This is a genomic window from Bacillus sp. CCB-MMP212, assembly GCF_022748145.1.
Classification (GTDB): Bacteria; Bacillota; Bacilli; order Bacillales; family Bacillaceae_G; genus Bacillus_A; species Bacillus_A cereus.
Genome location: NZ_JALDQE010000003.1, coordinates 18,731 through 43,783, shown reverse-complemented (window position 1 = coordinate 43,783; position 25,053 = coordinate 18,731). Strand labels below are relative to the sequence as shown.

The following is a 25,053-nucleotide window of genomic DNA, read 5'->3' as shown; positions in this document are numbered from 1 at the left end:
CTTCTCCTCACACATACTTCCGATGCACCATCTTCCCATCATAAGAAAACACAACGCCCTTACTCTCCACGATGGACTCCATATGCACCGTTCTTCCCCATAGCTGATGAAGATATGGTAATACTTTTTCTAAGTATTTTAAATCGAGCTCGATTCCTTCATAACTATGTTTAATGTATAATTCTCCGTTCTTTAAGTAGTCTCCATCTTCTACTACTAAGTACGGGAACCCACCATTTGTCCGCATATTTACGAGTTGATCACGCACATTTTCCCATTCTTTATCTATTACTTTATATTCTTTTCCTTGGCGCTGGAATAAGTACATATCTTCTCGCATAACAAGATCTTTATTTAAGTAGTTTCTTAGGAACGATACGTCCCATTCAATTTCGCGTACTTCAAACATTTTATCACGGCCAGATCCTGGTTTTACGCCTCGTCGCTTCATTTCTTCAGTCGGATTGTTGTACCGTTCTTCAATATCTTCAAACATTTTAATACCGAGGTAGTATGGATTAATACTTGTTTTTGATGGCTGTACAACACCTGCATTTAATTTCGCAAATTCAATTGCTTCATCAGATGTTAAGTCCATTTCACGAAGTATGCGTTGATGCCAGTAGGACGCCCAGCCTTCGTTCATGATTTTCGTTTCAAGCTGCGGCCAAAAATATAACATTTCTTCGCGCATCATCGTTAATATATCACGCTGCCAATCTTCTAACTCACGGCTATATTCTTCAATAAAGAGAAGTAAATCTTTCTCCGGTTGTGGTGGGATTTTCTTCTTTTTACGCACATTAGAACGTTCCTGCTTTTTATTGCGATTATCTAAATTCCATAAATCATCGTATTGCGAAACCTTTTTCTTTTCTACTTCGTCCTCTTCTAAATCATCAATACTCCATGCGAGCTTCGGACGCATAAGCGACGGATCAATATGCTCTTGAATGGCAAGTACGGCATCTAAAAATGTTTCTACCTCTGCTTTTCCGTACTTATGCTCATACGCTTTCACACGGTCCGCTGTTGCGGCCATACTCTCTACCATATCTCGCTTCGTATTTGAAAAACGAATATTATTTTTGAAGAAATCACAGTGTGCTAAAACGTGCGCGACAATTAATTTGTTTTGAATTAAAGAGTTCGTATCTAATAAAAAGGCGTAACATGGATCAGAGTTAATAACGAGTTCGTATATTTTACTAAGTCCCAAATCGTATTGTAATTTCATTCTGAAAAATTGTTTTCCAAAACTCCAATGTGAAAACCTTGTCGGCATCCCATATGCACCAAATGTATAAATAATTTCCGCTGGACATATTTCATAACGCATCGGATAAAAATCAAGCCCAAATCCAGTCGCAATTTCCGTAATTTCCGCAATCGCATATTGCAGTGCTTTATCGTCACTTGCTCTCATTATTTTCCCTCCTTACACTTTCCCTTAAGAAAGTGTATGATGAAGAACAAGCTTTCATGAGGATTGATTGCATAATAAAAAGACACCCCCGCAAAAACGAGAATGTCTCATCTATTAACCTTCAATAATCTCCATCTTCTCCGTAATCGGAGTACGAGCTTTTCCTTCTGGCGCTTTATCGAAATAGCCGATATGAAGAATTCCAACGATACGTTGTCCTCTTGTTAAACCGATTCCTTCTATAAATAATGGATTGTAGTTTAATCCACCTGATTTCCAAACGCAACCTAATCCGCGTTCCCAAGCAAGAAGTTGGAAGTTTTGCATAAATGCACATGTTGCAGCGTAATCTTCATCACGTTGAATTTGACGCGGATCTTCATTTATATATACAACGATTTGTGCAGGCGTGCTTAAGAAACGATCTGATAAAATTTTACCGCGTTTCGCTCTTTCTTCTTCTGTGAAAGAGTTTAATACTGCATCTACTAATTTCTTGCGGCCTTCTCCGATGTATAGTTTACAATTCCATGGTTCACGGTGCTTATGATTTGGTGCCCATGTTGCATCGTTTAATAGTTCAATTAATAAATCTTTTTCTACTGCTTTGTCTGTAAATGTACGAACAGAGCGCCTTTCTTTAATCACATTAGCGATGGAAGTATATGTAGTCATATTTATCTCTCCCTTATTTTTATCTATATGTATAAGTTTATCTTCAGTATTGATATTGATTTTCAATTTCGATTATACCTTAGTTTTTTACTATTAATCAATGTTTTATGTTGGAAAACTTCTAAAAACATCATTCCATGCTGTGAATAAAAAAACTTAACTTGTTCACAAGTATTTCACATTTTATGGAAATGATATGTGTACAGTTTTCCACACTATCCATCTAGGAGGAGTTTACATGTACAAAAAAATCGCGGTAAGTATGACTATGGCAGCATTATTATGCGGAGCAATTATCTTCCCCGCTTCTGCTGCCACACCGAAAGAAGTAACAATGCATCACCATAAACCAATTTTAGAAGAAGAAATGCAGTCGCTAGAAAAGCTCGGTTATAACAAACATGAAATTTGGAAAGCTGCTCATATTGCAAGAATTAGTAATAAAGAAATAAAAGACGTTTTAGCTTACTATAAGCAAAATAAATCTTGGGAGAAAACAGCCGAGCATTTCGGTGTAGATCCAAGTAAGCTGAAAAAACATCATATGAATAAAGAAACAAAACAAGCACTACTACAACAGTTGGCAACTATGCAAAAATCCACACCGGATCAGTTAAAGCAAAAAATGAAAGAATATAACATCAAATTGCGTCATCTTACTGTGTTAACAATCATCTCTCAAAAAAGCAATACCCCTCTTGATGATGTATTAAAAATGAAAAAAGACGGAATGGACATTAAACAAATTGCCGAAAAATTAAATGTAAAAAGAGAAGATATACGAGCGGAAATGATGAAATTAGTGAAGTCTATTAAAGAGACGAAAACAAATTAACACGCCAAAAAGGAAGAGGTATTCACTACTCTTCCTTTTCTTTATAAACTTTTAATTTTTAAGTATAAATTCCCGTCTTTCCCAAAAACTAACACAAGTAAATGATATATTAGGGGGTGCAAAAATGTTTCGTTTAACATCAAAAAAGAAAAAACAAACCGTCTGTTCTGTCCCAGAGTTTATTCATGCTATGAAAGAATCCAGCGACTTTTCTTCTTCTAACGTTATAGAAGATGGGACATTATGTTTGTTTTATTATAAATCGACAGTAGAATCACTTATTATTAAACGATTCATTTTAGCACCTATAAAAGATAAATTGGACGAGATCCAACATATTGATGATATCTTAAATATTGTATCTATTGAAGACATCATCATCTCTCCTTCCATTGATGATATTCGTGAAAAATTATTAGGTGGATACGTATTATTACAGCTAAAAAAAGGTTCAGAGCAAGAAGCTTATGCACTTCTACGCGCTGAAAGTACCGTTTTAGGAACTCGTTTAGTAAATGACACGGAAAATGAATATAGTGTTATTGGCCCTAAAGTTGGTTTTGTTGAAAATGTTGATATAAATATACATTTATTACGCCGAAATATCGTAACCGAGCAATTAATCTTCAAAGAAGTTAGCGTTGGTTCTATGTCAAAAACCAAAATCGTAGTTGCTTACATCGAAGGAATTACAAATGAACAGCATATTAACACCGCAATGCAACGGCTACAAGATATTGATTTTGATTACCCTTTCGATGCAACTATGATTGAACAGTTTATTAGTGATAATAGTAACTCTCCCTTCCCTGTTTTACTCCCTACAGAGCGTTTAGATCGCTCCGTTTATGCATTACTTAATGGAGGGGTTGTCATTTTAACCGACGGTTCACCATATGCATTAGCTGGACCAGCAACATTACTCGATTTCTTCGTCTCTCCAGAAGATTATTATTTACCATGGATAGCTGGCTCATTTCTTAGATTAGTTCGCTTTTTCGGAGCAGCATTCTCGCTATTTTCATCAGCTATTTATACAGCTGTATTAACGTATCACTATCAAATGATTCCTGTGGATTTACTAGGTCCGATTATTTTTTCAAGAGCTAATGTACCCTTTCCGCCCATTTTAGAAGCACTTTTTTTAGAAATCACAATCGAATTGCTCCGTGAAGCTGGAGCACGATTACCTACAAAAGTTGGACAAACAATCGGCATCGTTGGCGGGATTGTAATTGGCCAAGCATCTGTTCAAGCTGCTTTAACGAGTAACATTTTATTAATTGCAGTTGCTTTATCAGCACTAGCTTCTTTTACAACACCAACAGTAAAAATGTCTTCTACTATCCGGATATTACGATTCCCTCTCATCATTTTAGCTGGAGCATTTGGTGGTGTAGGTCTTATCGTCGGATTTGTATTCATATTGGCTCATTTAATTCGCTTAAAATCACTTGGATCACCTTATTTATTACCTTTATACCCATTTCGCGGATTAGGTACAGCTGAAGGACTTCTTCGCCTTCCATTTAGTCAAACTGCAGGACGAGCTTCTTTTCTAAGACCGAAAAAGAAATGGCGCTATGATCCAAACAAGGCGAAAGAAAAACGCGACGGTGAAGAAAAATGAAAAATATTTTATTATGCTTTTTCATTATCATTTTAATTTTCCAATCTGGTTGTACAGAAGCAAATATAGTCGATACACAGCGAATAATTCACGTAGGTGGATTCGATATAATGAAAGATAAAAAATTTCGCGGGACAATTTTATATCCAGATTACACAAAAGGAGTACAATCTAAACCAGAAACTCAATCAACTCATGCAGGTACAATTGAAACAATATCTTCCCTTCTAAACGCCAAATCGCCACATACAATCGCTGTAGGTCAAATGCGTGTGGTTCTATTTGGAAAGGCATTTGGTGAACGTGGAATTGGAGATGTTATTAACAACTTACAACGTGATCCTAACATTGGCCGAGATGTGCAACTAGCACTTGTGGATGGTTCGGCAGAAGAATTACTTAAACATGTCAAAACAAACGGATCGCTATATCTATCTGAATTACTGGAACAAAACATAAAAAACGAGACAATCCCTCGGACAGCTTTAAATATTTTTTTATATAACTTCTATTCATCTGGATACGATCCATTTCTGCCTTACATTCAATTATCAGAAGACAAATCTGCTTCCATTAAAGGGCTCGCATTTTTAAAAAAGGATAAAGTGATTATGTATACAGATAAGAAAAGGTCTTTTTTATTTAAATTACTCATTAATCCAACTAAAAATGGGCGTTACGAAGTTCCGATACGTCAAGGTAAACATAAAGGCTTAATCGCGACCCAAAACTTATCTGGAAATAGTGTTTGTTCCCTTTCCGACGCCGGTGACATTCCGAAAGTTTACATTCACCTGAATTTAAATGGACTAATAAAAAATGCTCCCAGTTGGCTTGATTTATCAAAGAGCGAAAATGTAACTTACGTAAAAAGACATGTAGAAAAAAAACTTGAGAAGGATTTAAACGAATTAATACAAACATTCCAAGAAAAAAAAATCGATCCAATTGGGATACGTGAAGAAATTCGTAGTCACTCAAGAAAATGGAGCATGAAACAAATTCAGGACATGTATCCTAACGTAGACGTTGCTGTCAACGTAAAGATTAATGTCGTACAATCTGGTATTGGAGAATAGTGAGGTGCTATCATGACTGGACAAGATAAAACACATACAGTTTCCCCCTATTTCACATTCCTTCTATTACACTCTCTTCAAATTGGAGTCGGTGTACTAGGATACCAAAGGATTATTGCGCAATTTGCCGGTTATGATGCTTGGATTTCTCTTATTATCGCTGGTATTGCAACTCATATCGTGTTATTTTGCATGCTGAAAATGTTAGAAAAGGATAATGATTTAATGAATATCCATACGACATGCTTCGGAAAGTGGATTGGAACATTTTTTTCAGTATGCTTTGCCGCATACCTTTTATTATTTTGCCTTACTGTTCTTCGTACATATATTGAAGTTATTCAAGTTTGGGTCTTTCCTACAATTAAACCGTGGAAATTGACTTTACTATTTTTACTTGTAGCTTATTACATAATTAGAGGCGGTTTTCGTTCTGTAACAGGAATATGTTTTTGGGGCGTTATCATACCGATTTTCGTCCTATTTTTCTTAGTTTTCCCAATGAAATATGCACATGTCCGTAACATTTTCCCAATTCTCACTCATTCACCTTTAGATATTCTAACTGCAGCGAAAGCATCTGCATTAGAATTTCTTGGATTTGAAGCAATTCTTGTTTTTTATCCATTTATTAAAAAAGGAAAATCATTAAATAAATGGGCGCATGGTGGTATTGCCTTTACAACGATTCTATACGTAATACTTGCCATCGTTTCCCTCATGTACTATAGCCAAGGGCAACTACATCATACAATTTGGCCAACATTAACGATGCTAAAAATTATAAAGGTTCCTTTCATCCAAAGGTTTGAGTACATCATTATTTTCATATGGTATCTTATTATTTTACCTAATCTTTGTTTAACCATTTGGTCTTCTTGTTGCATTAGTAAAAGATCTTTTCACATACCGTTTAAAATCACACTTCCATTTTTTATCGCAGCTATTTTTATTTCATCCTTATTTTTCACAAACCGTGAAAGTATCAACACATTAAATACCGTACTATCTCAAGCGGGTTTATATATTGTATACGCTTATATCCCACTTTTATTTCTATTCCATTCGCTAAGATGGCGCTTCAAAAATCAGTCGAAAAAATCTTCAACCGATACACCGTAATCTCTGATACAATTTGATTAATACATTTGTAAAGGGGACAAGCGAATGAAAAAGTATGTATTTTCTTTACTTGCAGTACTAAGCTTAATTCTTGCTGGATGCGGAAGTACTGGTACAAATGACCAAAAATCTTCTGAATCAAAAAAAGAAGAACATGACCACGCATCGCACACTCAGCAAGCTGACATTCAAGAGAAAACAAAAGGAGTCGACACACTTCCGACCTTCCTAGATAAGCTTGATCCACAAATGAAAGATATCTACACCGTCGCTGGACAAAATGCAGAGCTATTAGATTGGATTCCATGCTATTGTGGTTGCGGTGAAAGTGTAGGACATAAAAATAATAAAAACTGCTTTATTCGTGAAATTAAAAAGAATGGTGAAGTTGTTTGGGACTCCCATGCAACGACTTGCGTCAATTGCCTAGAAATCGCAGTTGAATCTGCTTCCATGAAACAAAAAGGAAAATCAACGCTTGAAATTCGTAACTATATCGATAATAAATACAAAGAAGGCTATGGCAAACCAACACCTACGCCAATGCCAAAAGCTTAAAAAACGAGGAAACTCCTCGTTTTTTCTTTTCATTCACTTTTTTTCTTAACAAATTCTTTCAAGTGTATTTCTCCTTACTTATCACACACTATATATAACTCTCGGTAAGGAGGGTACACAGTGCAAACATATAACGACTATGATAAAGCTCTCTATTACACGTATTGCTGTAATTGGGATAAATTACTCGTTCTCATGGTTCAAACGAACGATCAATTATTTTCTAAGCGTATTGAGCATTTTTTACACGCTTATCAATACAGTAAAGAACTCCCAGAAGTTGATAAACAATTGCAGCTCCTATTTCAATATATTGACCACGCATCCCAAAAGTCGCATGTAGAAGAAGTAGAACAAATTCAAATGTAAACTATAGCGCTATTCTCTTCCGGAGAATGGCGCTTTTTTAAAATATTTATATCAATAAAAGTTTCTCCTTATAAAACTTTTATTGATAAACATATTTTTTCTTTCTTTTCCATACCACTTCATACTATAATTTAGTATGTAACTATTATAAGAGAGGTATAAAATATGGGACGAGAAAAAAAGCAAGAATATGCTTTACTTACCGCATGGGGAGCTTCTTTTATCGCTACACTAGGAAGTCTGTACTTTTCCGAAATCATGAAATTTGAGCCTTGTGTTCTTTGTTGGTATCAACGTATTTTTATGTATCCATTCGTTTTATGGCTCGGTATCGCTGTGGCAAAGAAAGACTATCGCATCGCAAATTATTCTTTACCAATCGCAACTATTGGTGCTTGTATTTCTTTATATCACTATGCAATTCAAAAAGTCGCAGCATTTTCAGCTGCTGGGGCAGCTTGTGGACGTGTACCATGTACGGGAGAATACATAAACTGGTTCGGCTTTGTGACAATCCCGTTTTTAGCACTTATCGGCTTTATTACAATCGCTGTTTGTAGCTTTATTGTCATCAAAAACAAATAAGGAGATGAAAGAATGAAAAAAATGCTTATATTTGGTGGTATTATTATCGCCTTGTTTGCGGCAATTTTCGCTGTAACACAAATGGAAGAAAAAAAAGCTTCAACTAGCCAAAAAATTGATAATGCTACTGGTAGTCAAACAGATGGTCCTGACTACTACACAAATAAAATCTCTCTTTCAGATCTTCAAAAGAATTTAAAAGAGAAAAAAGAAGAAACAGTATACTTTTATCAAACATCTTGCGTTCATTGCCAAAAATTATCTCCTGTCGTAGTGCCAATGGCTAAAGACTTGAACGTTGATATGAAAGTTATGGATATTGAAAAATTAGATGCTCCTTGGGATGAATATAAAATTCAAGGTACACCAACAATCATTCATTTTAAAGATGGCAAAGAAGTGAGCCGTATTAGTGGTGAACAGCCGAAAGACAAATTAAAAGAATGGCTTGAGCAAACGAAAAAGTAACGAGAAAAGGAAACTCCTTCTACACATGAAATGGGCGTAAAATCCCACACTAATGTATAAGGAGGGGGTTTTATGCCAGAAGTAAGATGTTCTGTTTCCAACTGTTCTTTTTGGGGACAAGGTAACTTTTGTCAAGCAAGTGCGATCATCGTTCAGCCTGATGCAGATGAAACTGGTCAAACTGAAAATGATTCATATACAGCTGCTGTTTTAACAAATGAGACGCTAGAAAGTTCTGTAGCAACGAGTGTAGAGACTTGTTGTCATACATTTAAGCCTAAATATTAAACATAAAAAGCATACGATTCATCGTATGCTTTTTTACATCCCTCTCCAAAAATCATGCATAATAAAAAAGTACAAAATAACGAGAACGGCCGTCCCGCATAGGGTAATGCGCCGATATATACTCTTCTCTCCTTCCCTCGCTTTCACAAACGCCCAAATAAATCCGAAGAATAATATTAAATCAACATATGGAACATAAAAAGAAAAGACGAGAAACGCATATAAATACACGATAAATAAACAGGTCGTTACTAAGAAAACTTTAAACGCAAATTCACTTTTCATAATATAACCGCCCCCTATCTGTACTGTATTATATTCAGCAAAATACAATAGTTGCAGTTAAACTCCAAGTATAAATAAGCTACCGTCTATAATACGGTAGCCATTACGGAACATTGTATTTCCGTTTATATATATTACTTAAAATCGAAGAAGGAATTTGCTCGTAACGAATTTTCTCTCCTGTTTCATCTATAATATACGAATTGTTTCCTATATAATATATTCCATCTTTTCGTTTTGAGTACACCGGATATCTTTCATTTGGCAATACAGTTTTTACCTTCGTTAACTGTCCATTTGGTTCTTGCCAATATATATCCGCGCGGTCTACTAACGTAAGTACTCCAATTTGTTCTTTTTCTATTTTTCGACCATTCCAGCTCACAACGCGATAACCAAGCTTATTCGCTTCATATTCAGGGCTCGTATGAAAACGAGAAATGATTACTTTTGTTTGTAATTGTACTCGGTCATATAACCATTGTATATCCCTGTCATGCATGCGAATACAGCCATTTGATTCCCTACTTCCAATCGTCCATTCCCGGTTTGTCCCATGAATCGCATATTCATTCTTATCTAGCCCAAGCCATCTCGTACCAAGAGGGTTATTCGGTGCACCCCCGGCTATTTTTTTTCGATGGTATTCTTTATTTTTAAATTTCGTTATAATACAAAAATTACCTTCAGGCGTAGGTGTACGATCTCTTCCAGTCGTTACTGGAAATGTTTTTGTGTAATTTCCATTCTCAAAAAAAGACAACTGGTTTGTCGTAAGATTAACTAGTATTAAATGATCTGTATCAGCAAAAGCACTAACCGGTAGGAAGAAAAATAATAGTAAGACGAAACATACCCTTTTCACCTATATCCCCCCCTAGCGCTCACCATAATAATTGTAATTAGCTTTACTTTGCTCTTATAAATGAAAACTATCCATTTACAATAACGCCCCCATTTACATGTATCATTTGTCCGGTAACATAAGAAGAATCACCAGACGCTAAATATACGTATGCCGGCGCTAACTCATATGGTTGACCAGGCCGTTGCATCGGGACATTGCTTCCAAACTGAGAGACTTTCTTCTCATCAAAGCTCGCTGGAATAAGCGGTGTCCAAATCGGTCCCGGTGCAACACCATTTACACGAATCCCTTTTTGCACTAATGATTGAGAAAGTGATCTTGTAAACGCTACAATTGCTCCTTTCGTTGCGGAATAATCAATTAACGTTTCATTTCCTTCGTATGCAACGATAGACGCGGTATTTATAATGACATCCCCTTGCTTTAAATGAGAAAGTGCGGCTTTCGCAACGTGAAAATAAGAAAAAATATTAATACGAAAAGTCTTTTCTAGCTGTTCTGCTGTAATATACTCTAGCCCTTGCTGCGGATATTGCTGTGCAACGTTATTTACTAAAATATTTAAACTACCTAACTGCCGAGCGGTCTCTTCCACAATATCTTTACAATGCTGTTCATTACTCAAATCCCCCGGCAACAATACACACTTTACACCTTCTTTTTCAACACGTTGTTTCGTCTCATTTGCATCTTCTTCCTCATCTAAATAAGCAATCGCAACATTTGCTCCCTCTTTCGCAAAAGCGATGGAAACAGCTCGTCCAATCCCACTATCTCCCCCTGTAATTAATACATTCTTTCCTTTTAACTTTTCGCTACCTTTATAATTTGAATCTTCAAACTGCGGAAGTGGATTCATTAATGATTCAATACCAGGCTGTTTATTTTGATGTTGCGCTGGCATTGTTACAAAGTTTTTTTGCTGTGGCATAGCTTCTTTCAACTCCTTTTCCTTATAATGTGCATAATAAAAACTGAAATTCACACATCAAGTTACGATTAATATTCGAATTTAAGACACAAAATATGAATTGTTGTAAACTTTTTATACAAAACTATTGCAAAATAGTTAAAAAACGAATATTATATATAACTGTTGTGAAAATTATTCGTAAACAGAAAGGATGTTTATATGTTTAACCTTTCAAAACATAAAACTTCTATTAAAACTGAAATTATGGCAGGTATTATTACCTTCTTAACAATGGCATATATCATTGTCGTAAACCCAGTCATCCTTGGGGATGCAGGTGTTCCATTTGAACAAGCATTTACAGCAACAATTATCGCTGCTGTTGTCGGAACATTATTTATGGCAATCTTTACAAACTTACCAATCGCAATCGCGCCAGGTATGGGATTAAATGCTTACTTCTCTTACTCTGTTGTAAAAGCTCATGAAGGCATGACTTTCGCAATTGCATTCTCTGCTGTATTCGTAGCAGGTATGATTTTAATTTTGTTATCATTCACATCTTTCCGTACAAAATTAATGGAAGCAATTCCTGAAAACTTAAAACATGCAATTACTGCTGGTATCGGTCTTTTCATCGCCTTTATCGGTTTACGTTTAACAGGTATCGTTACAAAAAATGATGCAAACTTAGTTGGACTTGGTGATCTTCACTCTGCTCCAGTTCTACTAGCATTGGCTGGGCTTGGAATTACTATTGTTCTTATGTCTTTAAATGTAAATGGCGCACTATTTATTGGTATGCTATTAACTGGTATTATCGCTTTCTTCACAGGACAGTTAACATTCTCAAACGGTGTTACATCAATGCCTGGATTACCAGAAGGAATTATCGTTTCAAATCCAATTACTGCTGTATCTGACGTAATTAACTACGGATTATATGGCGTTGTATTCTCATTCTTCCTTGTTACACTATTCGATACAACAGGTACATTACTTGGCGTTGCACAACAAGGTGGATTTATGAAAGACGGAAAGCTTCCAAAAGCTGGACGAGCTCTTCTATCTGACTCATTCTCAGCAACAATCGGTTCTATGTTCGGAACAACACCATCAACAGCTTACATTGAATCATCTGCTGGTGTTGCAGCTGGTGGTCGTACTGGTTTAACAACTGTTACAGTAGCTGTTCTATTCGCACTAGCAGCATTCTTCGGCCCATTAGTAAGTGCTGTTTCTGGTGTATCAGCTATTACTGCACCATCATTAATTATCGTTGGTAGTCTTATGATGGGTTCAGTTCGCCACATCGATTGGGATGCATTTGATGAAGCATTCCCAGCATTTTTAGTAATCTTAAGCATGCCACTTACATCAAGTATCGCAACAGGTATCGCACTTGGATTTATTTCATATCCACTTATGAAAGTGGCAAAAGGTAAATTCCGTGCTGTTCACCCACTTGTGTATGTATTTGGAATTTTGTTTGCTTATCAATTGATATTCTTACCACATTAAAATCCCTCTTCCTGAGGGATTTTTTTATAAATACTGTTTGACAATACCATTCGTTTGTGGAATAATTCAAAATAGTTAAATATTCGATGTCTTATCAAGAGCAGGTGGAGGGATGAGCCCTACGAAGCCCGGCAACCGACCCATTTATGGGCACGGTGCTAATTCTTACAACACATTGTGTTGAAAGATAAGAGTAATATGATAAGGCGTCTTTTCTATATGAAAAGGCGTTTTTTATTTTCACTCCCTCCTCTCTCTTTTTAGTTTAGGAGGGATTTTTTTATGAAAAAATTATGTTCCATCGTACTTATTTTTCTCTTATTTACATTAGCGGCTTGTACAAATGAACAAGATGCTATCTCTTCACAAAAGCAACAAACTGTGAGAAAGGCGACTACAACGGTAGAAAATCAATTACAAACAGAAATTCCAAGCCAAATGAAGAAGCCATTAAAAATCGCATTAATTATGCAAATGTCCATCGGAACTTTTTCCTCTCAATATATTGAGGGTGTCAAAAAACAAGTTGAGCTATTTGGCGGCAGTGTACAAGTCTACAATTCTGATAACGATTTAGCAAAAATGGCTGCAAATTTAGATACTGCTATTAATTCAAAAGTGGATGGTATTTTAATTGATCATGGCCGTTCTGAAGCACTAAAACCTGGAGTAGAAAAAGCGTTACAATCGAACATTCCCGTAGTTGCGTTCGATAACGATCTACGCTTGCCAGGTGTGACAATTATTGATCAAGATGACTATAGTCTTGCATGGAAATCATTAAAAACGTTAGCGGAAGATTTGAATGGACAAGGAAATATCGCAGTTGTATGGGTGGGCGGATTTGCTCCAATGGAACGTCGCAATGTTATCATTGATGCTTTTTATAAACGGTATCCAAATATAAAAGAAGTTGCAAGATTCGGTACTGCTAGTAATAACACACCGCTCGATACACAAACACAAGTAGAAGCTTTACTAAAGAAATATCCGAAAAAAGGCGATTTACAAGCTATTTTCGCTTCGTGGGATGAGTTTGCTAAAGGGGCTGTTAAAGCACTTGAACAAGCTGGTCGTACAGATATAAAAGTATATGGCATTGACTTAAGCAATGAAGATTTACAACTCATGCAAAAAGAAAACTCACCTTGGACTGCTACAGCTGCAACTGATCCAGCTGAAGTAGGTAAGGTTCAAGTACGATTTTTATACAAAAAAATTGCTGGTGAACAAACGCCAGATATTTATTCACTAGAACCTTATTTAGTAAAGAAAAATAGTTTACCGAAAGAAAATATAACAATGGATCAGTTATCAAAATATATAAACGGTTGGGGAGACTCAAAAGATGCATATTCCCCTTGGATGAAAAAATTAGAGAAGGAGAAAAAATGATGACGTTCTCTCTTCAAAACATTACACATTCTTATCATGTCGCTACACCTGTTCTAGAAGATGTTTCTATTCATATTCAAAAAGGAAAAGTACACGCTTTACTAGGCATGAATGGTGCGGGAAAAAGTACTTTACTAAAAATAGCAACTGGTGAAATTCAACCAGTTGTTGGCGATATAAAAATTGATACTCAGTCCGTTTCCTTTACTTCACCGCGCGATGCAAAAAAGCATGGCATTTCTTTCGTAACACAAGAAGTAGATCACGGACTTATTCCCGGATTATCTGTATTAGAAAATGTACTAATTGATCATTTAGCAATGCAAAATAAAGTACTATTTTCAAAGTCCAAATTAGTCGCACTTGCTAAACAACATTTGCAAACTGTACAGGTAAATTTAAATGTTTCGGAAGATGTTTCAAACTGTTCATTACATGAAAAACAATTACTTCTTATCGCAAGAGCTTTATCTAACAATACAAATTACCTTTTATTAGATGAACCTACTTCTTCTCTTGGACCAAAAGAAGTTGAAACCTTTGGGAAACTATTAAAAGATTTAAAATCAAAAGGAATTGGCATCCTTTTAGTTTCTCATCGTTTATCAGAGATTCGAAATTTCGCGGATGATGTAACTGTATTACATAACGGTCAAGTTGCCCTTTCTGAAACCATTACAACGATTACAGATCAACAAATTGTGGAAGCAATGACTGGAAAACAACTTACACTTCCTATTAATACAGCACCAAAAACCGGGAGCGAGGAACTATTTAAAGTACAAGAGCTTCTATTACACGAAGGTCATTCTCCCCTTTCTCTTACAATACGAAAAGGAGAAACTATTGTGATATACGGATTAATTGGAAGTGGAAAAACAACACTTGCTGAAACGTTATTTGGTGCTCGTCATACTTATCACGCAGAAATAGACGGTCAAAAACTAACGATTAAAACACCACGAGATGCGATTAAAGCGAAAATCGCACTTGTACCAGAAGAAAGAAGAAAACAAGGCGTATTTCTTTCGGAAGATATTATAAGTCACACAAATTTACATCAATCAGGTTGGAAACGAAAACAAACCGAATTAAATGATGCTACTACAGCAATTTCTTCTTTCGGTATTTCACCAAATGACCCAAAGGCACTTATTCATTCACTTAGCGGTGGAAACCAACAAAAAGTCTCAATTGCAAAGTGGAGTGGATTCAAACCTAATCTATTTCTTTTAGACGAGCCAACTAAAGGTGTAGACATCGCTGCGAAACAAGACATTTTTCAATTCATTCGCAACATTACAGAAAACGGAAGTTCCGTAATTTATTTCACAGGAGAACAAGATGAAGCGTTGCATATCGCTGATCGCATTCTTATACTGGCAAACGGAGAATTTGTAGGTGAATACTCACCAAGCGAACTATCTCCTGAACAGCTTTTACATTTATCTGAAGGGAGCTATTCCATTGAATCTCGTTCATAAAACGAAAACTAAGAAACTATATTTACCTACTCATCTTTTTTATCAATTTAGTACAATTGCTATTATTATAGGTGTTACAATTTTTTTCTCTATCGTCAATGATTCTTTTTTAACATATAACAATATTAGTGATATTTTACGTTCTATTTCCATCGTAACGTTACTTGCAATCGGCGTTACCTTTACATTGATTGTAGATGGATTTGATTTATCAGTCGGCTCTACCGCTAGTTTAGCAACAATTGCAGCTGCTTCTTGTCTCGTTTTATATCGACAAGAACTATTAGTCACACTCCTTGTTCCTATTCTTTGCGGGTTATTAGTTGGATTATTAAATGCACTACTCGTTATCCGAATTAAACTACCCGATTTACTAGCTACATTAAGTATCATGTATATCGTCAATGGACTACACTTAACATTTTCAAAAGGATCCTCAATTTATGAAGGAATGTCCGGTGCAACAGGACATTTTATTCCATCCTTTTTATTTATCGGTCAAGGTTCCGTCTTAGGAATTCCAGTCCCTGTCATTATCATGCTTACTGTCGTTTTAATTGCACATCTATTTTTAGAAAAAACAACGTACGGTCGTTTCTTTTATATGACTGGTGGGAATCGAGAAGCTGCTAGATTAGCCGGTATTCCTACTGATCGTTACCGTGTATATGCTTATATGATTAGTGGTTTACTAGCTTCTATTGGCGGCATTATTCTATGCAGCCGCGTTGGAACAGGACAAGTTTCAGCTGGTGCTCCATTATTAATGGATGCAGTCGCAGCTGCCTATATCGGTTACGCAATGTTCGGTGCCAAGAAACCAAATATAGTCGGAACATTCCTCGGATCGGTATTAATCGGAATTATATTAAATGGACTCACAATGATGAACGTTCCTTATTATGCACAAGATATTATTAAAGGCAGCATTTTAATTACAGCTTTAGCCTTTTCATTTATTAAAAAGAAGCGTAAATAAAAAATAGAGCATCGAAATTCGATGCTCTATTTTCCCTTTGCAACAATCACACGAAAGCCTCCACTATTCCTAAACTATGAAAAAGATAGCAGCAGTTAAAAATTATTAATATTTCTCGTTCATCTGTAATTCTTTACTATACTTTTGAATGGAAACTGACGAAACAACCATTACCATTCCTACACTAAATCCAATAAACTGATCCAGTAGCATCTCATCATGTATGAGCCAGCGAAGTAGAAATACCCCTCCAAAAATAAGCATTGCAGTAAATCCGGTATGCCTAAATCCTTTATATACATTTTCCATATGTATCACCTCTTCACATAACATTATCCATATTATACCATAAAACCATCAAGTAACCGTATCGTCCTCTGACAATATGCAGCTACCTTTTGATCATGTGTAACAACTAGCACTGTTTTTCCTTCTTTATTAATCTCTTGTAAAATACTCATAATTTTCTTCCCGTTTTCTTGATCAAGAGCACCAGTCGGTTCATCAGCAAGTATAATTTTTGTATCTTGTGCTAAAGCCCTTGCTATTGCTGTTCTTTGCTGTTCTCCTCCTGATAACTCGTAAGGATATTTGTTAATATGCCTCTCCAGTCCTACCATTTCCAGCATTTCTTTTGATATTTGTATACGTTTCTTATGAGAAATTTTTCTATATACAAGCGGAAGCATTACATTTTCAACAACTGTATAATCATCTAATAGCGAAAAGTTCTGAAATACAAATCCAACTTCCGTGTTTCTATACTTATGATAGTTTGACTTGAATGTACTCGTATCCATTCCATCTAAAAAATACTTTCCAGCAGAGGGGCTATCGATTAAGCCAATAATGTTAAGGAGAGTAGACTTCCCCGAACCAGAGGGGCCCATAATGGCTATCATTTCGCCTTTTTCTATTGTAAGATTAATATCTTTTAAAGCACTAAAATTGGTCTTTCCGTATCCCTTAGCCACATTTGCGAGCTGAATCATTTATAACACCTCTTTCATATATGTATTTTTTATTTTTAGTACATTGAAATAAATGATTGCATATATAACGAGGATCATTACAAGTGATAAAGCACCTATAACAATCAATGATTCTATAGAGACTTTTAACGTTCCAAAAAAAGATACGGTACTATTTTCTAGCTCTTTTTGAATTTCAATCGCTCCGCTATTCTCCCATTGGAAATACGTAATTCCTATACATATCGATAAAATGAATAACAACATATACTCAATAATAAATGGAAGACATATTTGAAAAGTACTTGCACCTAACGCTGATTTAATAGAAATATTTTTACGCTCCATATAAAGTGCTGCCATTGATGTTAATACAATAGATAGAAATGAAAAAAATAAGACTGTACCGCTTAATAATAAGGGGTATGACATATTATCAATACCTTGTTTTTCATTTTCTAACAATTTATTCGGATTTGTAACATAATACGAATAACCCTTACCTTCTGTTACCTTTAATACTTTCTTTTGAAATTCATTTATATTTATCTTCTCATTTGTTTCTATAATTAACCCATTGTATAAAAGTTCTACACTATAGAACTCTATTTCTTCTGTTCCAATTGGTAAAATCGCCATGTCATCTAATAATGTAATACGATTATCCGATATTTCACCACTTCGAGGATATGTAAATGGTGAATTTTTTTCTAAAAAGCCAATTACTTTTAGCTTCATTTTTCCAGATCGTATAACATCACCAATAGATACCTTTTCTATATAATTAGCCCCTAATATAACAGGTCTAATATCAAATACTGATTTATGAAATTCCGATTCATCAAAATATCTTCCTTGTGAAATTCGCATATGAAAGTATTTATTAATATTTTTATCAACAATAAGAGCCTTTATCGTTCCATTTTCTTTTTTAAAACTAAGTGAATAGTTACGGAACAAATAATTTGTTTTATTTGTTATTGGTATCGTATTAGATAACCCTTGCATGAAATGTTGATAATCACTTTTTGCTTTTTCTTCGCTAAACAATGTTATATCCTGCGTCGCATAAAGTTCATAGAAATTTTTATGAGTCGATAAATTATTTGCTACCGTCATCATTTTTCGATATCCCGAAAGATTACTAACAAATTCTATTGCTGAAGAAAATGCAATAATTAAAGAAATTACTATAATCAAACTTGGTAACAACCGTTTTTTCACAGACCGTATAGAATCAAATATAAAAAACATGAAGACCTCCTACGTTCTTAAATGTTTTCCGGGATATATATTTATAATATGCTTGATTGGAATTACAGTAACAAAAATTGTAAGAAAAATTATAAAAACAACATTGTATATCAATACATATAGTGTTAACGGTTTTACTAAGTATGTCTGAAAGTAAGTATGAATTGTTCCCGAAAATATTTCTAACGTAATAAAAACTAAGAACATCGCTGCTAGAGAAATAAACAAGATTTGAACATATAGCTCACAGTAAATAGATAGATTAGAAGCACCTACTGCTTTTTTTAATGAAATCTCTCTTTCTTTTTTATAAATCCAAAATAAAACCGCAGAAATGCCAGAAACAATTGCAACAAGAATAAATTTATAATAATACGTATTTGCTGGATCTATATGTGTCACATGTAGTTCCTGAAGATCTCGTTCATTCAGTATTTGAACATCTCCCGAAAGCACTTCTTTACTCCTATCCATAAACTTTTTTATTTCGTTATGAATAGATGATGTAGGATTAACAACTGTTAATTGTAATTGTTTACTCGCGATAATACCTTTTTTAGATATAGTAGGTAAGTTTTGAAGTGGAACGTATATACCTGCTACACCGACGTCACTGTCTTTTCTTGATATAGTTCCTATTTTTTTATATGTATCATCAAATTCATATAAATCCTCTACATTCGTTTGATCGCCAACAACCATATCGTTTACATTTTCACGATGAAAATATTGTCCTTCAGAAATATATGGCTTCCAATAATAATCATCTTTTAAGTTCACAGCTATGATTTTTGTTGCCCCTGAACTATTTAATGCTTTTAAATGCTCTACATAAATATCACTTTTAACAAAAGTATCTTGTATGAAAGGAATTATCTCTTCCAATTCAGTTGCATTCGCTATCGGAACAGTTAAAATTTGATTCTTCTCTGGAAAACCGATTTGAAAAGCAGATATAAAGTTTCGTTTGGACTCTGTTAAAAGTGCGGCTATTGATATAGAAAGAAAAGAAATAAAAAATGACATAAGAAGAATGACTGAAAACAGTTTATTGCTTTTTATATTTTTAAAAGCTAGGTACATGTCTGTGCTCCTTTTAAATAAGAAGGAGATGATGAACATCCCCTTCTCCTTATCCAAATATTTATAAAGACAACTGTTTAATGCTTTTTACCACTGTAATCGTAAGTTACCGTTACTATCAAAAGTACCTTTGTGTGTATCTTCTTGATAGTCATTATTCTCATTTGCATAATGCTCCGAGTATAGTCCTTTTGCACCAAAGGCGTTATATGTACCATTACTCACAGTTGCGTTTAATGCTCTTCCAGATTCATGGGACCCTAATTTGTCTGAAGCGCTTTCAATATATGAATTATTTCCATTTGATTTAATAAAAGAAATTGCTACTGAACAATGAGATGCATTTTGATTCGTAGTAGTTTGAGCTCTGTAAGATAGTAGGTTACCGCTTTTGTGACCGCTTAGAGTTGGATAGAATGCACTTGTTGAGATTGATGTTGCTAATAATATTAAAGTCGCAATCGAAAAAAACTTTCCCTTCATTAACAATCACCTCGTAAATTAAATAGTTTTGTAGCGCTACATCGTCATAATACCTCTCAAGTAAATTCTCCTCAATAAGACACCCCAATGTTTTACAAACTCTTTAAACACTTAAACATTCATACATTTTTAAAAAGTAACGTATAAGTAGCAATATAAAAAGGCTGCAGAGAAATTCTTCTCCACAGCCTAATATTTATTTTTGCAAAAACGCCTGCAAATCTGCAAACTGTCTCTTTGCATCTTCATAGCCTTGCTCGTATAAATTTTGTAGTTTTGCTGTATCTTTTTCCATACGATCTACTTGAAGCGGCACTTCTGGGCGAATAACAAATAAATTACCAGCTTGCTCTTCTTTTTCAATATAGTGAAGTGTTTCATTATACACTTCATAACGATTCAACATCGTGTTAACAAGATTCGGATATTTTTTATAAGCTTTTCCTGCAATCCATCCGAATTTTGATTTTTTCTTCGCGTAACCATGATTTCTCGTTAAAATAACGACTGATTTTTTAAATCCATCTTCCTGTGCTTTACGAACTGGAATTGGATCAGAAATCCCGCCATCTAATAACTGCTTACCACGATAATTTACTACTGGTGCAATGAAAGGCAATGAACTAGACGCTTGTAATAAATTTAGTGCATCATCATTCGTTCCTTCTTTCTCAAAATAAACAGATTGTCCAGTTTCACAATCCGTCGTTCCTACAAGGAAACGTTCTGGGCTATTAAAGTATGTTTCAAAATCAAACGGAACATGCTTTTCTGGAATTTCATGAAAAATGAAATCCATATCAAATAGCTGACGTTTTCTCCATAAGTTTTTATACGACAAATATTTCGGATGTGATGCATAATCAATATTGACCGTTTTATTTCTATTTCTTTGTCTGGAAAGATACGACGCTGCATGACAAGCACCAGCTGATACACCGATTACATATGGAAAATATAAATCTTGTTCCATAAAGTATTCTAATATCCCACCTGTATATACACCACGCATACCGCCGCCTTCTAATACTAACCCCGTATTTTCAAGCATGTTACTCTCTCCTCTATATATATTGACTCTTTAATTATTCACCATGTTAAGTATCTTTTTCTATTATATATGAGTTCTTTCAGAAATTATATTTAAAAGACTTGAGAAAAAGGAGTTTTTTCTTCCGATTATATTTCCAAATGATCGGAGACATCCTTTATAAACCTTTGAATAAAGTCTTGCTCTTCTTTCCTATATCCATCTAAAAGTAACAACCACTTTTCTTCAGCTTGCTTATGCAATTTTTCATGAGCTTTATATATTTCATTTCCGCTTTCCGTTAAGCTGAAGAAGATTTCTTTTTGATTATCTAACATTTGCATCTTCTCAACGAATTGCTTTTGAAACAACTTCGTACAAATTTTAGAGATTGCTCCCTTCGTCATGCCCATTTCTGTCGTAATTGCCGTTACATTCATCAAACCATTTTTTCCGATACATTCGATTACATGTAACTCAGATAAAGACATACTACTTACACCTGTCTCATAAAGAAACTTCTCGTTTTGTCGTTTTAAATGTTCTTCTTTTTTATGCAAAAGTGTACGAATGTCCGACAGTATTTCCATTTGCTTCGTTGTATGCTTCAATCCGTTCGCCTCCTAAGTTTCCAAAGAAACAATTTAACTATATACCATTTTAAAATTATTTTTTCATCTTTACAAGTGAGAAAATCATGTTAAAATAATTTTAGTTTCCAAGGAAACTAAAATACAAGGAGGTTAACAAGATGAAAAAATCTAAACTAACTTTCATTTTATATGTTGTCTGTATTAGTGCCTTACTCGGTTCCTTCGCTCAAAATATTTACACACCTATCTTACCGATGATTCAAAATTCTTTTCACACTTCTCTTTATCTTGTAAATGTAACAGTTTCACTTTTCACATTCGTTCTTGCAATTATGCAGCTCGTATATGGACCTTTAATTGATACAAAAGGGAGAAAATCTGTCCTTATCCCTAGTTTAGTCATTAGTACAATTGGTTCAATCGGATGTGCCTTTTCGGCAAACATTTATTTATTTCTCTTTTTTAGAGCTGTTCAAGCTATAGGAATAGCGGCTATACCTGTAGTTTCAGCAACGATTATCGGCGATTTATTTGAAGGAAAAGAACGCGGAGAAGCGATGAGCCTATACCAAATGTTACTTGCCCTCGCACCTGCAATGGCTCCTCTCATAGGTGGATTTCTTGGCAGTATAAATGGTCACTTATCTGTATTTCTCTTTTTATCTACACTTGGCATTATCTTATTAATTATAAACATTTCACTACTTCCAGAAACAAAGCCAAATGTAATTAAGCAGTCTAAAGCACAAAAGAATTACTCTCTTATCTTAAAAAATAAAACTGGATTTTCTATTACTCTTATTGGCTTCATTCAATTTTGTATTTACTTTTGCTTTCTCGTTTTTTTACCAAGCATTTTAGCAAATTCATTTCATCAAGCTGCAAATGAAATTGGTCTTATGTTTGTACCAATGTCTCTTTCTATAATGCTAGGAAGTTTTTGCTACAAGTTTTTGCAAAAACGCCTCACAACAAAGCAAGCTTTATTTATTACGAGTTTCTTCAATATTATATGTGTCGTTTTATTCTCTTTCACATATAGCATCAATATCCCATTCATCATTATCGTTACATCTTTGTACGGTTTTAGTATGGGACTTTCTATGCCAACTCACACTACTTTATTAACAGAAGAATTCGTGCAAGAACGTGCAACAGCTATCGGTATGTACAACTTCATCCGCTATCTTGGTATGAGCACAGGGCCACTTGTAGGTGGATTTCTTTTATTTAACCAAAATTACTTTTGGATTTTCTTCCTAGGCGCAATTATGTTTTTACTTGTAATCTTATATGCAATGAAAATGCTAAGTTTTCATTCTGTACAAAAAGCAAAATAGAGCCCCCAAAAAGGTCGGCTCTATTTATCCTCTTTGATCCGCAACAATATGAATATCAATATACTTTGTTTGTCTCATAATTTCATTTACAATAGAGCCTTTTCGTATTTCTTCCCACCTTGTTCTAGCCGATTGTCCAAGTAAAATTTGCGTCACCTGTAATCTTTTTGCCACTTCAATAATAACATCTGCTGGCTTTCTTCCCTTTGCTTCTTCTAATACAAAACTTGCATCAAATTGATTCGTTAGCAACTTCCACTCTTCAATCGTCTGCTTTTTTCCAGCTGAAATAGAATCTATATTTTCCCTCTCAACGTTTAATACGTACAATTCAGCGTTTAACCGATCAGCCATGCGCCATCCCCGTCTTATTAATTTCTCCGCTGTTGAACTGTATTGTACACAAACAAGAATTTTTTCTTTTACGCCAATTGGTTCTATTACTGTTTGGCTAATTTTCTCGTCCATATCATCGGCAACCTCGCGAAGTGATAATTCCCTAAGTGCCCCTAAATTATTAAGCGTAAAGAAATTTTGTAAACTTTGCTGAATTTTTTCTTCTTTATATATCTTTCCGTCTATTAACCTCTTCCGAAGTACTTCCGGTGTTGCATCAACGAGCTGAATTTCATTTGCTTTTTGTAAAATAAAATCTGGAACTCGTTCTCTTACTTTTACATTCGTAATTTGAGCTACAATATCATGAACACTTTCTAAATGTTGAATATTAAAAGCTGATAATACCGATATACCAGCCTCTAACAATTCCTGCACATCCATATAACGTTTTTTATGCTTAGAACCAGGAACATTACTATGCGCAAGTTCATCCACTACGACTACTTGCGGCGCGCGTTTTTTTATTCCTTCCACATCAAGCTCATAAAATACCTTTCCTTTATACTGTATTTCTTTCAAAGGAACTTTTTCTAAATCAGCAATTGCTTCTTCCGTCTCTTTTCTTCCATGCGTTTCAATTAAACCAATTACAATATCAATTCCATCTTTTTTCATTTCCCTTGCATCAAAGAGCATTTTATAACTTTTTCCTACGCCTGGAGCTGCTCCTACATATAACTTTAACTTTCCGCGATTTTGCTGACGAATATATTCTAAATATTCCTCTGGCGTTCGCCTTTGAAACTTCGGTTCATAATCATCTGCATACAAAATAAACACTACCTTTCATTCGAAACAACGCTACCTCAATCCGTTAGATTGAGGTAGCACTGTTACTATTTCATTAATTTTTGTAATGCTAAATTTAGCTTTAAGACATTCACTCGATCTTCTCCAAATAAACCAAGTGCAGCACCTTCTGTTTGATCTTTAATCAATTGATTAAGTTTTTCTTTCGAAATATTCGTTAATTTTGAAATGCGATCCACCTGCACCGAGGCCGCCTTTGGACTAATATCAGGATCAAGCCCTGAACCTGAATTTGTCACTAAATCTATCGGTACTTCTGTTACTGGAACGCTCGGATTTTGTTTCTTCCACTCTTCAATACTTTTCTCTACTCGTTTCTCTAAATCTGGATTAGATGGTGCATAGTTATTTGAACCAGATGCTTCAGCCTTATATTCAATACTAGAAACACGCCCTTGAAAATAACGTGGATCCGTGAAGTTTTGCCCGATTAATTTAGAACCAATCACTTCATTTTTATCATTATATATTAGACTTCCATCCGCATTATCCTTCATCACGGCTTGTGCAATACCAGTAACAATAAGTGGATATACAAGTCCACACAACACTAGAAATGTAAAAGTAATACGGATAATTGGTGATAGTATACTTTGTTTCTTTTCCATCT

Annotated in this window: 28 protein-coding genes and 1 riboswitch; of the genes, 14 read left to right on the top strand and 14 right to left on the bottom strand. The window is 34.8% G+C overall.

Annotated elements, in window-relative coordinates; genetic code table 11:
* Positions 1-7: 7 nt before the first annotated feature.
* Complete coding sequence (gene spoVR, locus MRP26_RS08620; protein ID WP_048564410.1) at positions 8-1,426, bottom strand: stage V sporulation protein SpoVR; 1,419 nt, start codon at positions 1,424-1,426, stop codon at positions 8-10.
* 114 nt (positions 1,427-1,540) lie between these two features.
* A complete protein-coding gene (locus tag MRP26_RS08615; RefSeq protein ID WP_000214819.1) occupies positions 1,541-2,101 on the bottom strand; it encodes a nitroreductase family protein in 561 nt (186 codons plus the stop codon).
* Positions 2,102-2,339: 238 nt separating this feature from the next.
* On the opposite strand from MRP26_RS08615, the gene MRP26_RS08610 reads away from it, so the two are divergent.
* From MRP26_RS08610 to MRP26_RS08570, 9 genes are all read left to right on the top strand, one after another.
* Positions 2,340-2,936 carry a hypothetical protein gene (locus MRP26_RS08610; RefSeq protein WP_029441672.1) on the top strand — a complete coding sequence of 199 codons (597 nt, stop codon included), beginning with the start codon at positions 2,340-2,342 and terminating at the stop codon, positions 2,934-2,936.
* Positions 2,937-3,060: 124 nt separating this feature from the next.
* The gene (gerYA, locus tag MRP26_RS08605; protein WP_029441671.1) at positions 3,061-4,566 is read left to right on the top strand and encodes a spore germination protein GerYA; all 1,506 of its coding nucleotides are present in this window, start codon (positions 3,061-3,063) and stop codon (positions 4,564-4,566) included.
* A complete protein-coding gene (gerYC, locus tag MRP26_RS08600; protein WP_029441670.1) occupies positions 4,563-5,645 on the top strand; it encodes a spore germination protein GerYC in 1,083 nt (360 codons plus the stop codon). The genes gerYA and gerYC overlap by 4 nt, the downstream gene beginning before the upstream one ends.
* A 12-nt stretch (positions 5,646-5,657) precedes the next feature.
* Positions 5,658-6,767, top strand: a complete 1,110-nt coding sequence (locus tag MRP26_RS08595; RefSeq protein WP_029441669.1) for a GerAB/ArcD/ProY family transporter — start codon at positions 5,658-5,660, stop codon at positions 6,765-6,767.
* Positions 6,768-6,812: 45 nt separating this feature from the next.
* Positions 6,813-7,325, top strand: a complete 513-nt coding sequence (locus MRP26_RS08590; protein WP_000761026.1) for a PCYCGC domain-containing protein — start codon at positions 6,813-6,815, stop codon at positions 7,323-7,325.
* Between the two features lie 120 nt (positions 7,326-7,445).
* On the top strand, positions 7,446-7,694 hold the full coding sequence (locus MRP26_RS08585) for a YhdB family protein (RefSeq protein WP_001195459.1): 249 nt from the start codon (positions 7,446-7,448) through the stop codon (positions 7,692-7,694).
* 165 nt (positions 7,695-7,859) lie between these two features.
* Complete coding sequence (locus MRP26_RS08580) at positions 7,860-8,279, top strand: disulfide formation protein C (protein WP_000532261.1); 420 nt, start codon at positions 7,860-7,862, stop codon at positions 8,277-8,279.
* 12 nt (positions 8,280-8,291) lie between these two features.
* Entirely contained in the window at positions 8,292-8,747 is a 456-nt protein-coding gene (locus tag MRP26_RS08575; protein ID WP_016082775.1) for a thioredoxin family protein, read from the top strand.
* Between the two features lie 72 nt (positions 8,748-8,819).
* Entirely contained in the window at positions 8,820-9,035 is a 216-nt protein-coding gene (locus tag MRP26_RS08570) for a DUF1540 domain-containing protein (protein WP_001115481.1), read from the top strand.
* Positions 9,036-9,068: 33 nt separating this feature from the next.
* On the opposite strand, the gene MRP26_RS08565 is transcribed toward MRP26_RS08570, so the two are convergent.
* The 3 genes from MRP26_RS08565 to MRP26_RS08555 form a co-directional block, all read right to left on the bottom strand.
* Positions 9,069-9,320: a hypothetical protein gene (locus MRP26_RS08565; protein WP_000834195.1), complete on the bottom strand. Its 252-nt coding sequence runs from the start codon at positions 9,318-9,320 to the stop codon at positions 9,069-9,071.
* 103 nt (positions 9,321-9,423) lie between these two features.
* The gene (locus MRP26_RS08560) at positions 9,424-10,185 is read right to left on the bottom strand and encodes a L,D-transpeptidase (protein ID WP_088022326.1); all 762 of its coding nucleotides are present in this window, start codon (positions 10,183-10,185) and stop codon (positions 9,424-9,426) included.
* 67 nt (positions 10,186-10,252) lie between these two features.
* A complete protein-coding gene (locus MRP26_RS08555) occupies positions 10,253-11,119 on the bottom strand; it encodes an SDR family oxidoreductase (RefSeq protein WP_098679558.1) in 867 nt (288 codons plus the stop codon).
* A gap of 201 nt (positions 11,120-11,320) precedes the next feature.
* Between MRP26_RS08555 and MRP26_RS08550 the strand changes: the two genes are divergently transcribed.
* The 4 genes from MRP26_RS08550 (at position 11,321) to MRP26_RS08535 (ending at position 16,480) form a co-directional block, all read left to right on the top strand.
* Positions 11,321-12,622, top strand: coding sequence for an NCS2 family permease (locus MRP26_RS08550; protein ID WP_000482715.1), 1,302 nt, complete (start codon positions 11,321-11,323; stop codon positions 12,620-12,622).
* Positions 12,623-12,710: 88 nt separating this feature from the next.
* Positions 12,711-12,816: riboswitch (SAM riboswitch) on the top strand.
* 88 nt (positions 12,817-12,904) lie between these two features.
* Positions 12,905-14,017, top strand: a complete 1,113-nt coding sequence (locus MRP26_RS08545; RefSeq protein ID WP_197241354.1) for a sugar ABC transporter substrate-binding protein — start codon at positions 12,905-12,907, stop codon at positions 14,015-14,017.
* Positions 14,014-15,501 carry a sugar ABC transporter ATP-binding protein gene (locus MRP26_RS08540; protein ID WP_197241355.1) on the top strand — a complete coding sequence of 496 codons (1,488 nt, stop codon included), beginning with the start codon at positions 14,014-14,016 and terminating at the stop codon, positions 15,499-15,501. The genes MRP26_RS08545 and MRP26_RS08540 overlap by 4 nt, the downstream gene beginning before the upstream one ends.
* Positions 15,485-16,480, top strand: a complete 996-nt coding sequence (locus MRP26_RS08535; RefSeq protein WP_001054980.1) for an ABC transporter permease — start codon at positions 15,485-15,487, stop codon at positions 16,478-16,480. Before MRP26_RS08540 ends, MRP26_RS08535 begins: the two co-directional genes overlap by 17 nt.
* A gap of 105 nt (positions 16,481-16,585) precedes the next feature.
* Here MRP26_RS08535 and MRP26_RS08530 read toward each other — a convergent pair whose 3' ends face one another.
* The 7 genes from MRP26_RS08530 to MRP26_RS08500 form a co-directional block, all read right to left on the bottom strand.
* Complete coding sequence (locus MRP26_RS08530; RefSeq protein ID WP_140155573.1) at positions 16,586-16,813, bottom strand: hypothetical protein; 228 nt, start codon at positions 16,811-16,813, stop codon at positions 16,586-16,588.
* A gap of 8 nt (positions 16,814-16,821) precedes the next feature.
* The gene (locus tag MRP26_RS08525; protein ID WP_197241356.1) at positions 16,822-17,472 is read right to left on the bottom strand and encodes an ABC transporter ATP-binding protein; all 651 of its coding nucleotides are present in this window, start codon (positions 17,470-17,472) and stop codon (positions 16,822-16,824) included.
* Positions 17,473-18,705 (bottom strand): ABC transporter permease, encoded by a 1,233-nt coding sequence (locus tag MRP26_RS08520; RefSeq protein ID WP_098842238.1) that lies wholly within the window; start codon positions 18,703-18,705, stop codon positions 17,473-17,475.
* Positions 18,706-18,714: 9 nt separating this feature from the next.
* Positions 18,715-19,788 (bottom strand): ABC transporter permease, encoded by a 1,074-nt coding sequence (locus MRP26_RS08515; protein WP_197241357.1) that lies wholly within the window; start codon positions 19,786-19,788, stop codon positions 18,715-18,717.
* An 87-nt stretch (positions 19,789-19,875) separates the two neighbouring features.
* Positions 19,876-20,271, bottom strand: a complete 396-nt coding sequence (locus tag MRP26_RS08510; protein ID WP_197241358.1) for a hypothetical protein — start codon at positions 20,269-20,271, stop codon at positions 19,876-19,878.
* A gap of 196 nt (positions 20,272-20,467) precedes the next feature.
* Positions 20,468-21,322, bottom strand: coding sequence for a patatin-like phospholipase family protein (locus tag MRP26_RS08505; protein WP_000892676.1), 855 nt, complete (start codon positions 21,320-21,322; stop codon positions 20,468-20,470).
* A 128-nt stretch (positions 21,323-21,450) separates the two neighbouring features.
* The gene (locus MRP26_RS08500) at positions 21,451-21,912 is read right to left on the bottom strand and encodes a MarR family transcriptional regulator (RefSeq protein ID WP_144465731.1); all 462 of its coding nucleotides are present in this window, start codon (positions 21,910-21,912) and stop codon (positions 21,451-21,453) included.
* A gap of 140 nt (positions 21,913-22,052) precedes the next feature.
* Between MRP26_RS08500 and MRP26_RS08495 the strand changes: the two genes are divergently transcribed.
* Positions 22,053-23,234, top strand: coding sequence for an MFS transporter (locus MRP26_RS08495; RefSeq protein ID WP_064532553.1), 1,182 nt, complete (start codon positions 22,053-22,055; stop codon positions 23,232-23,234).
* Positions 23,235-23,258: 24 nt separating this feature from the next.
* Here the strand turns inward: MRP26_RS08495 and kdpDN are convergent, their stop codons facing one another.
* Together kdpDN and kdpC are read right to left on the bottom strand one after the other, a co-directional pair.
* A complete protein-coding gene (gene kdpDN, locus MRP26_RS08490) occupies positions 23,259-24,413 on the bottom strand; it encodes a KdpD-like non-kinase potassium sensor (RefSeq protein WP_074047467.1) in 1,155 nt (384 codons plus the stop codon).
* Positions 24,414-24,469: 56 nt separating this feature from the next.
* Positions 24,470-25,051: a K(+)-transporting ATPase subunit C gene (kdpC, locus tag MRP26_RS08485; RefSeq protein ID WP_075719630.1), complete on the bottom strand. Its 582-nt coding sequence runs from the start codon at positions 25,049-25,051 to the stop codon at positions 24,470-24,472.
* Positions 25,052-25,053: the final 2 nt, after the last annotated feature.